Here is an 11967-nt window from a genome sequence, read left to right on the forward strand (position 1 = left end):
TCAACGGGCGCCCACAGCGCCCGCCAGCGGGCGCAGCGGCAGCGGTGCCCTCAGGAGGCCAGGGCCGCGTCCAGCATCTCGCGGAAGTCCGCCTCGTCGACGGGCCGCACGAGCACCCCGTCCAGGAAGTGCGTCGGGGTGCCCGTGACCCCGAGCGCCACGCCGTCCTCGAAGTCCTGCCGGACCCGTGCGGCGGTGGCCGGGTCGGCGACCGCCGCGTCGTAGGCGTGCATGTCCAGGCCGAGCTCCGCGGCGAAGCTGCGGAAGAGGGAGGTCTGCGGCTGGCTGGAGCGGCCCCAGTGCCCGTGGGTGGCCCACATGACCTCAGCCATCTCCGCGAAGGCTCCCTGGCGCGCAGCGGCCTCGACGGCGATCGCCGCGTGGGTCGAGTTGGCGTGCCCGGGCAGGGGGAAGTACCTCACCACGAAGTCGACGCGGCCCGCGTAGTCGGCGCGCAGCTCGTCGATGAAGGGCTGCGTGGCGCGGCAGCGCCGGCACTCGAAGTCGATGAACTCGACGAGCTGCACCGGCTCACCCGTCGCTCGCTGACCGCCCTGCCACCCCTCCTCGGCGAGCCGGTGGCTGTCCCACCGCACCAGGGAGGGCGGCGCGGCGCCGGCTGCGCCGCCGGGGGAGCGGCCCGCCGCGGCGACCGCGACCACGCTGGCGGCCGTGGTGAGGGCGACGATCGAGGCGAGCAGGCGCGTCCTCGCGCTGCCCGTCCGCCGGGGGCGCTCGTTCGCGCCTCCCGCGGTCCTGCGTGCGGTCATGCGTGCACCCCGTGCTCGTGGTCGGCGTGGCTGGCTGGCTCCACCTGGAAGGTCGAGTGCGTGATGCTGACGGGGAAGTGGCCGGCCACGCACGCCTGGAGCTGGTCGAGCACCTCGGGGGCGTGCCCGTCGGTGAAGCAGGAGTCGTCCAGGACCACGTGTGCGGTCAGCACGGGCAGGCCCGTGCTGATCTGGCTGGCGTGGAGGTCGTGGACGGCCATGAGGTGGGGCTGCTCCAGGAGGTGCTGGCGCACGGCCGCCAGGTCGAGACCGCGCGGCACCGCCTCCAGGAGGACGTCGGTGGCCTCCCGCAGCAGGACGACGGTGCGGGGCACGATGAGGAGGCCGATGAGCAGGGAGACCAGCGCGTCGGCGCGGGCCCATCCGGTGACGGCGATGACGCCGGCCGCGAGGAGCACCGCCACCGAGCCCAGGCCGTCGCTGACGACCTCCAGGACGGCGGCCCGGCGGTTGAGGCTCATCGGCGCGGCGCGGTGGCCCCCGTCGTCGTGCTGGGGTCCGTCCTCGTCGTGGTGGAGGTCCCGGTGGCCGGGGCCGTCGGCGCCGCGCCGGGTGAGGACCCACAGCGCGACGGCGTTGCCGACCAGCCCGACCGCGCCGAAGACGAGCATGCCGGTGGAGGCGACGGCCGGCGGGTCGATCAGCCGCCGGACGCCCTCGACAGCGATGAGGACCCCCACGGCGAGCAGCAGCGCCGCCTGCAGCACGGCCGCCAGGACCTCGGCGCGCTGCAGCCCCCACGTGCGCGCCTCGGTCGCCGGGCGCAGCGCCAGGCTCGAGGCGAGCAGGGCGACGCCGAGGCCCGCGGCGTCGGTGAGCATGTGGCCGGCGTCGGCCAGCAGCGCCAGCGAGCCGGTGACGAGCCCGCCGACCACCCCGCTGACGAGGACGACGAGGGTGGTGGCCAGGGCGGTCGCCAGGCGCCTGCGGTCCGTGCCCGCCGCGCCGGCGTGGCTGTGCCCGTGGCTCACCGGTGCCCCGCCTCGGCCAGGGGGTCGACGGCGGCGACGGCGGACAGCAGGTCCTCCAGGGCGTGGCCGAGCGCAGGGTCGGTGAGGGCGTAGCGCACCCGCCGGCCCTCCTGGGACGCCACCACCAGGCCGCAGCCGCGCAGGCAGGCGAGGTGGTTGGAGAGGTTCTGCCGGGAGACGCCCAGCTGCTCCGCCAGGTCGGCGGGGTACCCGGGCTCCTGGCGCAGGGCCAGCAGGAGGCGGGCGCGGGTGGGGTCGGACAGGGCGTGGCCGAAGCGGGCCAGCACCCGCGCGCCGGCGGCGGTGCTGGTCTCCGCGAAGGCGCTCGTCACGGCGGCCACGACCCTGATCATACAGCAAGGGGTGAACTGTGGCAGGATCGCGGCAGCCCCGCCGACACCCGGCCCCGAGCAGCCGACGGAGGAACCGCGATGACGCACACCACCTCGTCCACCAGCGACCCGGCCGACCCCGACAGCGACGCGCGCGTCGGCCGCCCGGACCGCAACCTGGCCCTGGAGCTGGTCCGGGCGACCGAGGCCGCGGCCATCCGCGCGGTCCCCTTCATCGGCAAGGGCGACAAGATCGCCGTCGACCGCGCCGCCGTCGACGCCATGCGCGCCTTCCTGTCCACCGTCTCCTTCGACGGCGTCGTCGTCATCGGCGAGGGTGAGAAGGACGAGGCGCCCATGCTCTTCAACGGAGAGCGGGTCGGCAACGGCCAGGGGCCCGCCTGCGACATCGCCGTCGACCCCGTGGACGGCACCTCGATGGCCGCCGCCGGGCGCCAGAACGCGCTGTCGGTCATCGCCGTGGCCGACCGCGGCGCCATGCTCGACGCCTCCAGCGTCTTCTACATGGACAAGCTCGTCACCGGCCCCGCCGGACGCGGCGTCGTCGACATCCGCAAGCCCGTGGGGGAGAACATCCGGGCCCTGGCCTCGGCGCTGGGCAAGCGCCCGGACGAGGTCGTCGTGGCCATCCTCGACAGGCCCCGCCACGAGGGGCTCGTGCGGGAGATCCGCGAGGCGGGCGCCGGGACGCGGCTCCTGCTCGACGGCGACGTCGCCGGGGGGATCAACGCCGCGCGCGGCGGCACGCGCATCGACATGTGCGTGGGCATCGGCGGCAGCCCCGAGGGGGTGACCACGGCGTGCGCCGTGAAGGCCCTCGGCGGGTTCATGCAGGGCGTGCTGGCCCCCGGCGACGACGCCGAGCGCGAGCGCGGCCAGGCGGCGGGCCTGCAGATGGACCACGTGTACGAGGTGGACGACCTCGTGGCGGGCGAGCACTCCTTCTTCGTGGCCACGGGCGTCACCGACGGCGGGCTGCTGGACGGGGTGCGCCACCTCGACGGCATCGTGAGGACCGAGTCGATCGTGCTGCGGTCGGCCTCGGGCACGGTGCGCCGCATCGTCGCCGAGCACCAGGCCTCCAAGTGGCTGTGAGCGCCTGACCACCTGAACGGCAGCCGGGCGCCGGCCCCGACGGGGGTCAGCGCTCGGCGAGGGAGGCGGCGGCGCCCGGCAGGCGCAGCTCCAGGGCGCCCGCGCGGACGTCGTCCAGCGCCTGCTGGACGGCGCCGAGCGCGATGACGCCCCCTCCCAGCGCCGAGGCGACCAGGCGCGGCACCGGCTCGTCGAGCAGGTCGGGCAGCAGTCGCGCCGCGACGTCGACGACCGGCCCCAGGTCCTCGGCCAGCTCCCCGGCCACGACCACCACCTCCGGGTCGAACAGGCCGGCGGCGGTGGCCACCACGCGGGCCAGGTGCTGCCCGGCGCGGTCGGCGAGGGCGAGGGCGTGCCCGTCACCGTCGGCGGCGAGGCGCAGCAGCTGGCGGGCGCGCTCGATGTCGGCCTCGAGGTCGCCGGTGCCCGGCTCGGCCTCGAGGGGCCCGGGCGGGTCCGGCGCGACGTCGGTGCCGCGCTCGTCCCACAGGGCCAGGAGCGGGCCGAGGCCCACCGGCGCGCCCACCCCGGTGACCAGGTCGAGCCAGCGCATCTCCCCACCGCGGCCCCAGCGGCCGCGCACGAGCGACCCGGCGGTCACCAGGCCCGCCCCGAAGCCGCCGTCCGCGAGGACGGTCGCGTGGTCGAGCAGGCCCGCGGCGGCGCCGGAGCGCCCCTCGGCCAGGGCGGCCAGGTCGGCGTCGTTGGCCAGGCGGACCGGGCAGGGCAGCAGACGCTCGAGGTGCTCGCGCAGGCCGGCCTCCATCAGCACCCAGTAGGGGTTGCTCCGCACCTCCACGCGCCCGGAGGCGGCGACCGGCGCCGGCACGGCCACGGTGCAGGCCAGCACGTCGTCCGCGCTCGCGCCCGCCTCGGCCAGGGCTGCGGCCACCGCCTCGGCCGCCGCCGTCCGGCGCTCCCCGGCGTCCCGCCGGCACGCGCTCTCCGCCGCACCGACGCGGGCGCCGAGCAGGTCGGTGACCAGCGCGGCGCAGCGCGCGCTCGAGGCCTCCAGGCCCACGACGACGCCGGCGCGCGCCCGCAGCCCGTAGCGCCGCGCCGGGCGGCCGCGGGCGTAGCTGCCGTGCGCGCGCTGGTCGGCCAGCTCCTCCACCCAGCCTGCGGCGATGAGGTCGGCGCAGACGTCGTGCACCGTCGCGCGGGTCAGGCCCGTGGTGGCGATGAGGTCGCTCCCGGTCACGGCGTCCCCGTGCCAGAGCGCGTCGAGGACGGCCGCCGTGGAGGCGAGGCGCAGCGAGCGGGTGGAGGTCGCCCTCTCCCGCTGCCCCGGGCGGGCGCTGCGCACGGGGCTTGACTCTACGGCGGCCACGGTGCCACGCTCTCGCAGTTGCTTCACGACGTCAATCAAATGGCTCCGCGTGACGGGGCCCAGCACGAAGGGGTGCCTGTGGACGGTCCTCCCGGCGGTGCCATGAGCCGCCGCTCCCTGCTCCGGCTGGTCGGCCTCGGCGCCGCCGCGGGCGCCCTGCCGCTCTCGCTGGCCGGCTGCGGCGCCAGCGCCGGCGGCGGGCGCGAGACGCTGCGCTGGGTGGCCAACAAGCCCGAGGTGCTCGCCTACTTCGACGACCTGGCCGCTCAGTACAACGCCACCCAGGACGCGGTCACCATCGACCACGACGGGACGCAGACCTCGATCGTCCCGCAGTTCGTGCGCGGCGCCCCGCCGGACGTCGCCTGCTACAACTACAACCTCGAGACCTCGAACTACGTGCGGGGCGGCGTGCTCACCGACCTCGCCGACCTGCCCGAGGCCGGCACCATCAACCCCGACTACCAGTCCCTGGTCGACCAGTACGCGAACTACCAGGGCCAGACCAGCGTGCTGCCCTGGTCGGTGACCGCCGCCGGCGTCATCTACAACGTGCGGCTCTTCGCCGACAACGGCATCGAGGTGCCGACGACGTTCAGCGAGCTGGTGGCGGCCTGCGAGCAGTTTCGGGCCGCGGGCGTCACGCCGATCTACACCACCGCGCGCGACCCCTGGACCACCCGCCAGGGCCTGTGGGACTACGCGACCGGGTCCGGCGCCGACGTCCCCGCCTTCTACGAGGCCAAGCTGGCCGAGGGCGACGAGGCCGGCAAGCCGACGTTCCTGGAGACCTTCGGCCCGGTGATGACGAACATCCTCGCGCTGCGCGAGTTCTTCAACCCCGACTTCCCCTCCCGGACCTACGCCGACGGCAACCTCGCCATGGGACAGGGGGGCGTCGCCATGTACTGCCAGGGGCCGTGGGCGCTGGGGGAGATCGCCAAGACCGACCCCGACCTCGAGCTCGGGACGTTCTCCCTCCCCATGACCGAGGACCCCGACGACCGCGCCGCCCGCGTGAACCTCGACCTCGCGCTGTGGGTGCCCACCGCCAGCGCTGACGTCGAGGAGGCCGTGAAGTTCGTCCAGTGGATGATGCGGCCGGAGGTCTGCACCACCTACAACCAGGAGAACCTCGCCTTCTCCCCCCTCCAGGGCGCCCAGGGCACCACCGACCCGCGCACCGCCGGGCTCGCCCCCTACCTCGAGGCCGGCCGCATCTACCAGGGCTCGAGCACCTTCGTGCCCAACACCATCCCCCTGGAGAACTACTTCCAGGGCGCCCTGCTCGACGGAGACGGAGACGGCATGCTGCGCACCCTCGACGCCGACTGGGACCGGCTCGCTGCTCGGTCGGCCCTGGCGTGAGCGCCGCCGCCCCCGCCCCCGCGCGGCGCACGCGCAGGAAGGTCGACGCCGCCTTCTACGTGATGCTGCTGCCCGCGCTGCTGCTCTTCACGCTGCTGATCATCGGCCCGGCCCTGGCCGGCATGTACTTCTCCGTGACCAACTACGTCGGGTACGGCGACTACAGCTTCGTGGGCCTGGCCAACTACCTGGTGCTCTTCACCGACCCGCGCATCCTGTCCGCGTACGGGTTCACCATCGGCTTCTCGGTGGTGACGGTGCTCCTGGTCAACGCCATCGCGCTGTTCCTCGCGGTGCTGCTGAACTCCAGGATCAAGTTCAAGACCGCGCTGCGGGGGATCTTCTTCATCCCCATGGTCGTCTCGGGCATCGTCATCGCCTACGTCTTCAACTACATCTTCTCGACGTCGATCCCCGCGGTCTTCGGCGGCAGCAGCATCCTCGCGAACGAGGACTGGGCCTGGGTCGCCGTCGTCGTCGTCACGGCGTGGCAGGCCATCCCGAGCGCGCTGATCATCTACCTCGCCGGGCTGCTCGCCATCCCCGAGGAGGTCTACGAGGCCTCCTCGCTGGACGGCGCGACCCCGTGGCGCCAGTTCACCGCCATCACGCTGCCGCTGGTGGCCGGCTACGTGGTGATCAACACCGTGCTCGGCTTCAAGAACTTCCTCAACGCCTACGACATCATCGTCGGCCTCACCAACGGCGGCCCCGGGACGGCGACGTCGTCGGTCGCCATGACCATCTTCACGGGCTTCACCAGCGGTGACTACGCCTACCAGATGGCCAACGCGGTGGTCTTCTTCGTCATCACCGTGCTGATCTCCATCGCCCAGCTCCGCATCATCAACCGCCGAGGGGTGACTCTGTAGATGGCCATCACCGCCGACCCGGCCTCCGTCGAGGCCGCCGCCAGGAACGCCCGCCGCAACGAGGGGCACCAGCACGGGGGCGGGGCCGTGACCGGTCGCGCCAACCGCAGTGCGTGGCTCCTCACCGGCGTCCTGGCCGTGTGCGCCCTCACCGTCCTGCTGCCGCTCTACCTGACGATCACCATGGCGTTCAAGACGCCGGAGCAGTCGGTGGACGGCAACGGCTTCTCCCTGCCCGCGCCGTTCAACCCGGGCAGCTTCGCCGACGCCTGGAACCTGGTCGGGTTCCCCACCGCGTTCGCCATCTCGGTCCTGGTGGCCGCCGTCAGCGTCGCGGGGGTGATCCTGCTGGCCTCCCTCGCGGCGTACGCCATCGTGCGCCAGTGGGACCGCCGGCTGTTCCGGTACAGCTACTTCTACCTGCTCGCCGCGATGTTCATCCCCTTCCCGGTGATCGCCCTGCCGCAGGTGAAGCTCACCGCCTACCTCAGCCTGGACAACCCCGTCGGGGTGGCGGTGCTGCACGTGCTGTTCCAGCTGTCGTTCAGCGTGCTGCTCTACTCCGCCTTCCTGCGCTCCATCCCGGGTGAGCTGGAGGAGAGCGCCCGCATCGACGGCGCCACCACCTGGCAGGTGTTCTGGAGGCTCGTCTTCCCGCTGCTGGCGCCCATGAACGCCACCGTCGGCATCTTCGCCTTCCTCGCGGCGTGGAACGACTTCATGATGCCGTCGCTCATCACCGCCAACCCCGACCTGCAGACGATCCCGGTGATCCAGCAGATCTTCCAGAGCTCCTTCTCCACGGACTACAACGTGGCGTTCGCCAGCTACCTCATGGCGATGGCGCCGACGATCATCGTCTACGTCTTCGCCCAGCGCTGGGTGATGTCGGGCGTGACGCGGGGTGCCATCAAGTGAGCTCCCCCTGGTGGCGCCAGGCCGTCGTCTACCAGGTCTACCCCCGCTCCTTCGCCGACGCCGACGGCGACGGCGTCGGCGACCTGCGCGGGGTCACCTCGCGCGTGCCGCACCTGGTCGCCCTCGGCGTCGACGCGGTCTGGCTCTCGCCGTTCTACCCCTCCGCCCTGTCGGACGGGGGTACGACGTCGACGACCACCGCGACGTCGACCCGCGCCTGGGGACGCTGGCCGACTTCGACGAGATGACGGCGGCGCTGCACGCCGCCGGGATCCGCGTGCTCGTCGACGTCGTGCCCAACCACACCTCCGACCGGCACCCGTGGTTCCGCGAGGCGCTGGCCTCGCCGCGGGGGTCGGCCGCCCGCGCCCGCTACGTCTTCCGCGACGGGCGCGACGGGCCCGCGGGCCCCATGAGCGAGCCGCCGTCCACGTGGAGGTCGCTGTTCGGCGGCTCGGCGTGGGAGCCCGTCGGCGACGGGCAGTGGTACCTGCACGCCTTCGCCAGGGAGCAGCCCGACCTGGAGTGGTCGAACCGCGAGGTCCGCGAGGACTTCCTGGCCACCCTGAGGTTCTGGGCCGACCGCGGCGTGGACGGGTTCCGGGTGGACGTCGCGCACGGGCTGGTGCGGGCCGTGGACGACAACCTCCACGTGGAGCTGCCCAGCACCCACACCGCGCTCTTCGACGACGGCAGCCACCCCCTGTGGGACCGCGACGAGCTCATGGACGTCTACCGCGAGTGGCGCCAGCTCTTCGACTCCTACGACCCGCCCCGGGCCGCCGTCGCCGAGGCCTCGGTGCACCCCTCGCGGCGCTGGCGCTACTCCGACCCCTCCACGCTCGGCCAGGCCTTCAGCTTCGACCTGTTCGAGGCGGGGTGGGACGCCGCCGAGCTGCGCCGCGGCGCGGAGCTGGGCCTGCAGCAGCTCGAGGTGGGCGCCTCGTGCACGTGGACGCTGGCCAACCACGACTGCGTGCGAGCGGCCAGCCGCTACGGCCTGCCGCCGGACCCCGAGCTCTCCTCGCAGGAGGCGGCCAAGGCGTGGGTCACCCGGGACGGCGCCGCGCCCGCTCTCGACCGCGCGCTCGGGCTGCGCCGGGCGTGCGCGGGGCTGCTGCTCGAGCTGGCCCTGCCCGGCTCGACCTACCTCTACCAGGGTGAGGAGCTGGGGCTGCACGAGGTGGCCGACCTGCCCCCGCAGGTGCTGCAGGACCCGATGGCCGTCCGCTCCGGGGGCGCCGAGAAGGGGCGCGACGGGTGCCGCGTGCCGCTGCCGTGGACCGCCGGCGGCACGTCCTTCGGCTTCGGCCCGGACGGCGGCGCCGCCCCGCACCTGCCGCAGCCGGCGTGGTTCGCCGGTGCCGCGGCCTCGGTGCAGCGGGCCGACCCCGGCTCCACCCTCCAGCTGCACCGCGCCGCCCTCTCGCTGCGCCGGGGCCTGCTGGGCCCCGAGGAGCTGAGGTGGGAGCCATCGGCCGCGGACGTCCTGCACTGGTCGCGCCCCGCCGGCGGGGGCGGGCGCTGGCACTGCGTGGTGAACGTCGGCGCCGCCGACGGCTCCGGGCCGGCGGTGGACCTGCCGGCCGGGGAGCTCGTGCTCACCAGCGGACCCCTCGACGACGCCGGCCGGCTGCCGCCCTCGACGACGGCCTGGGTGGTCAGCGGCTGACCGGGGCGGGGGCCCGGCGGGCCCAGGTGGGAGCTCGCTCGGGCCGCACGCCCACCCCCACCAGGTAGGCCGGCAGCACCGACAGCCACGGCGCCCACCGCAGCGCCGTGGTGACCAGGCGCGGCGGACCGCCCAGGGCACCCGCCAGCACCGGGGCGACCACGCGGCGGTGCGCCTGCTGCTGCGCGGCTTGCGTGAGCACCGTCGGCAGGGTGCGCCGGCGCTGGACCGCCGCGAGGTGGGAGCGGCGCAGGCGGCCCTCGCGCAGGGGGGCCGCGAGCAGGCGAGCTGCGGCGACGGCGTCCTGCACGGCGAGGTTGATCCCGACCCCTCCCACCGGGGACATGGCGTGCGCGGCGTCACCGATGCAGAGCAGGCCCTCCCGGTGCCACACCGGCAGCCGCGAGAGGCGCACGTCGAGCACGGGCACGTCGTCCAGGGAGCGGATCGAGTCCGGGGACAGGACCGCGGCGGCGCGGTCGGGCAGCAGCTCGGCGACGTCGCGGCGGAAGGCCTCCACGCCGCGGGCCCGCAGCGCCGCGTCGGTGCCCTTGGGGCCCAGGTAGGCGACCTGCAGGTACCGCTCCGTGGCGGTGCGGCGGGGGATGACCACGAGCGCGCGCCCCGGCGCGACGACCGGCAGCAGCCGCGGCAGGGGCTCCTCGGCGCCCAGGGGCAGCCGGAACCACCACGCGTCGAAGGGGACCTCGCGCTCGCGGGGCACCAGCTCCGCGGCGCGGCGCACCGCCGACCAGCGGCCGTCGCAGGCGACCACGAGGTCCGCCCGGAGCTCCCCGGTGGCGCCGGACCCGTCGGTGCTGCGCCACCTCACGCCGGTGGCGCGCAGGCCGGTGCGCGTCTCGCGGGCCGGGCCGGTGAGCAGGCCGGTCACCTCCGTGCTGGTGACGAGCGTGAACGCCGGCTCTTCGCGGGCGGCGTCCGCGAGCAGGGTCAGCAGGTCCCACTGGGGCACCAGCGCGATGTAGGGGTGGCGCAGGCGCGGCAGCAGCCTGCCGAGCCGGTCGAGGTCGGCTGCGACGAGGCCGTCGGCCAGCTCCACCCGGCGCACCTCGCTGCGCGGCAGGGCGTCGAAGCGCTCGGACAGGCCCAGCTCGTCCAGGAGCTGCAGCGTGCTGGGGTGCACGGTGTCGCCGCGGAAGTCGCGGTGGAAGTCGGCGTGCTTCTCCAGCACGGTCACCTCGACGTCGGCGCGGGCCAGCAGCAGCCCCAGGACGACGCCCGCCGGCCCGCCCCCGACGACGGCGCAGGTGGTGCGCCCGGGTGCGCTCACCCGCCCATGGTGGACCCCGCCGCGGCGCGGGTCGAGCCCTCGCCGCGGCGGGTCGCGTCAGCCCTGCGGGGAGCTCACCGAGTCGGCGGCGATGGTCAGCACCAGGCGGGTGCCGCCGCCGTCGAACTGGGGGTACGGCCGGCCGAGGTACTTCATGGACAGCTCGTCGATGCTCTCCCGCCCGCCCTCGGTGGTGGCCCGGACCACCCGGCCGCGCACCTGGAAGAAGCGGAACGGGTCGTCGGGGTCGACGACGTTGACCGCGACGCGCGGGTCGCGGGCGACGTTGCGGGCCTTCTGCATCCCGTCGACGACGTTGATGATGACGTGCTCCCCGTCGGTGCTGACCCAGGTCTGGGTCAGCTGGGGGGAGCCGTCGGGCATGAGCGTGGCCACGAAGCACGGCGAGGGGTGGCGCAGGAGGTCGAGCAGGGGCTGGGGCAGGGGAGTGCTCACCGGGTCATCCTGCGGCGCGCCGGCGGCGCGCGCCGCGCGGGCCCTGAGCGCTCACCGAGCGGTCGGTCGTCCTTGACCCGTCGTGCGCGACAGGTATCCTCTCGCCATGCCCGTCAAGCAGACCGTGCCCTTCGTCCTCGACGCCGAGGGCACCGGTGTGGCCCAGCGCCTGGTGGTCGCCGGTGAGCACGAGCACGTCTTCACCGCCGACACCTACCCCTCCTTCGGCGGGCAGGACGCCGCCCCCAGCCCCCTGAGCTACCTGCTGGGAGCCCTGACCAGCTGCAACCAGGTCACCGGCAGCCTGGTCGCCTCCGGCCTGGGCATCGCCGTGGGCACCTGGTCCTTCCGCATCCAGGGCGACCTGGACCCCTCCGTCATCGCCGGCGGGGCCGAGGGCAACGCCAACTTCGAGCGCGTCACCGTCCAGGTGACGGTGCAGACCGACGCCTCCGAGGAGGTCTTCGAGACCTTCCAGGCGGAGACCGAGCGCCGCTGCCCGGTGACGCAGATGTTCCAGCGCAGCGGGCTGGCCTACAGCAGCTCCTGGCACCGCGCCCCGCTCGGCTGAGGGCCGTCGGCGCGCCCTGTTGACGGTCGGGGCGCGCCGCCCCTACCGTCGTCGCGACCATCCAGAGCGGCCGAGAGACGTGGCTCGTCGACGCCGCAGCAACCAGCGCAGTCCCCGGACGGCGTCAGGTGCTCCCGCCACGGCCGATGGAGGACACCGTGCGCACGTCCCGACCCGCCCCCGCTCTCCCCGGCGTCCTCACGCGGCGCCTGCACATCGACCTCGCCCCCACCGCTGGTGGCGGCTGTCGGCGCTGACCAGCGCCCCGCCAGCCCCCAC

At 74.6% G+C, this 11967-nt stretch carries 11 protein-coding genes, 1 pseudogene and 1 riboswitch; of the genes and pseudogenes, 6 read left to right on the forward strand and 6 right to left on the reverse strand.

Features of this window, described 5'->3' with window-relative positions; genetic code table 11:
* Positions 1–50: 50 nt before the first annotated feature.
* The 3 genes from ACUN9U_RS11940 to ACUN9U_RS11950 are packed head-to-tail and all read right to left on the reverse strand — an operon-like array spanning position 51 to position 2103.
* The gene (locus ACUN9U_RS11940) at positions 51–770 is read right to left on the reverse strand and encodes a DsbA family protein (RefSeq protein WP_445485216.1); all 720 of its coding nucleotides are present in this window, start codon (positions 768–770) and stop codon (positions 51–53) included.
* Positions 767–1762, reverse strand: coding sequence for a cation diffusion facilitator family transporter (locus tag ACUN9U_RS11945; protein WP_445485217.1), 996 nt, complete (start codon positions 1760–1762; stop codon positions 767–769). The genes ACUN9U_RS11940 and ACUN9U_RS11945 overlap by 4 nt, the downstream gene beginning before the upstream one ends.
* On the reverse strand, positions 1759–2103 hold the full coding sequence (locus ACUN9U_RS11950) for an ArsR/SmtB family transcription factor (protein WP_445485218.1): 345 nt from the start codon (positions 2101–2103) through the stop codon (positions 1759–1761). Before ACUN9U_RS11950 ends, ACUN9U_RS11945 begins: the two co-directional genes overlap by 4 nt.
* A gap of 90 nt (positions 2104–2193) precedes the next feature.
* Here ACUN9U_RS11950 and glpX point away from each other — a divergent pair, with 90 nt between their 5' ends.
* Positions 2194–3210, forward strand: coding sequence for a class II fructose-bisphosphatase (gene glpX, locus ACUN9U_RS11955; protein ID WP_445485219.1), 1017 nt, complete (start codon positions 2194–2196; stop codon positions 3208–3210).
* A gap of 46 nt (positions 3211–3256) precedes the next feature.
* Here the strand turns inward: glpX and ACUN9U_RS11960 are convergent, their stop codons facing one another.
* Positions 3257–4516, reverse strand: a complete 1260-nt coding sequence (locus tag ACUN9U_RS11960; protein ID WP_445485220.1) for an ROK family protein — start codon at positions 4514–4516, stop codon at positions 3257–3259.
* A 126-nt stretch (positions 4517–4642) separates the two neighbouring features.
* On the opposite strand from ACUN9U_RS11960, the gene ACUN9U_RS11965 reads away from it, so the two are divergent.
* The 4 genes and pseudogenes from ACUN9U_RS11965 to ACUN9U_RS11980 all read left to right on the forward strand — a co-directional run bounded on the left by ACUN9U_RS11965 (position 4643) and on the right by ACUN9U_RS11980 (position 9370).
* Positions 4643–5908, forward strand: coding sequence for an ABC transporter substrate-binding protein (locus tag ACUN9U_RS11965; RefSeq protein ID WP_445485221.1), 1266 nt, complete (start codon positions 4643–4645; stop codon positions 5906–5908).
* A 62-nt stretch (positions 5909–5970) separates the two neighbouring features.
* Positions 5971–6780: a carbohydrate ABC transporter permease gene (locus ACUN9U_RS11970; RefSeq protein ID WP_445485332.1), complete on the forward strand. Its 810-nt coding sequence runs from the start codon at positions 5971–5973 to the stop codon at positions 6778–6780.
* On the forward strand, positions 6781–7698 hold the full coding sequence (locus tag ACUN9U_RS11975) for a carbohydrate ABC transporter permease (RefSeq protein ID WP_445485222.1): 918 nt from the start codon (positions 6781–6783) through the stop codon (positions 7696–7698).
* A pseudogene (locus ACUN9U_RS11980) lies at positions 7695–9370 on the forward strand (glycoside hydrolase family 13 protein). The gene ACUN9U_RS11975 and the pseudogene ACUN9U_RS11980 overlap by 4 nt, the downstream one beginning before the upstream one ends.
* Here the strand turns inward: ACUN9U_RS11980 and ACUN9U_RS11985 are convergent.
* On the reverse strand, positions 9360–10661 hold the full coding sequence (locus tag ACUN9U_RS11985) for an FAD-dependent oxidoreductase (RefSeq protein ID WP_445485223.1): 1302 nt from the start codon (positions 10659–10661) through the stop codon (positions 9360–9362). The pseudogene ACUN9U_RS11980 and the gene ACUN9U_RS11985 overlap by 11 nt on opposite strands.
* Before the next feature lie 57 nt (positions 10662–10718).
* A complete protein-coding gene (locus tag ACUN9U_RS11990) occupies positions 10719–11117 on the reverse strand; it encodes a TIGR03618 family F420-dependent PPOX class oxidoreductase (RefSeq protein WP_445485224.1) in 399 nt (132 codons plus the stop codon).
* A gap of 106 nt (positions 11118–11223) precedes the next feature.
* On the opposite strand from ACUN9U_RS11990, the gene ACUN9U_RS11995 reads away from it, so the two are divergent.
* Positions 11224–11688: an OsmC family protein gene (locus tag ACUN9U_RS11995; RefSeq protein ID WP_445485225.1), complete on the forward strand. Its 465-nt coding sequence runs from the start codon at positions 11224–11226 to the stop codon at positions 11686–11688.
* 54 nt (positions 11689–11742) lie between these two features.
* A riboswitch (SAM riboswitch) is annotated at positions 11743–11841 on the forward strand.
* Positions 11842–11967 lie beyond the last annotated feature (126 nt).

This window comes from Quadrisphaera sp. KR29, from assembly GCF_052644995.1.

Coding starts and splice junctions, on each gene's coding strand:
- ACUN9U_RS11940 (WP_445485216.1), bottom strand. CDS start 770: ATGACCGCACGCAGGACCGCGGGAGGCGCGAACGAGCGCCCCCGGCGG.
- glpX (WP_445485219.1), top strand. CDS start 2,194: ATGACGCACACCACCTCGTCCACCAGCGACCCGGCCGACCCCGACAGC.
- ACUN9U_RS11965 (WP_445485221.1), top strand. CDS start 4,643: ATGAGCCGCCGCTCCCTGCTCCGGCTGGTCGGCCTCGGCGCCGCCGCG.
- ACUN9U_RS11970 (WP_445485332.1), top strand. CDS start 5,971: ATGCTGCTGCCCGCGCTGCTGCTCTTCACGCTGCTGATCATCGGCCCG.
- ACUN9U_RS11975 (WP_445485222.1), top strand. CDS start 6,781: ATGGCCATCACCGCCGACCCGGCCTCCGTCGAGGCCGCCGCCAGGAAC.
- ACUN9U_RS11995 (WP_445485225.1), top strand. CDS start 11,224: ATGCCCGTCAAGCAGACCGTGCCCTTCGTCCTCGACGCCGAGGGCACC.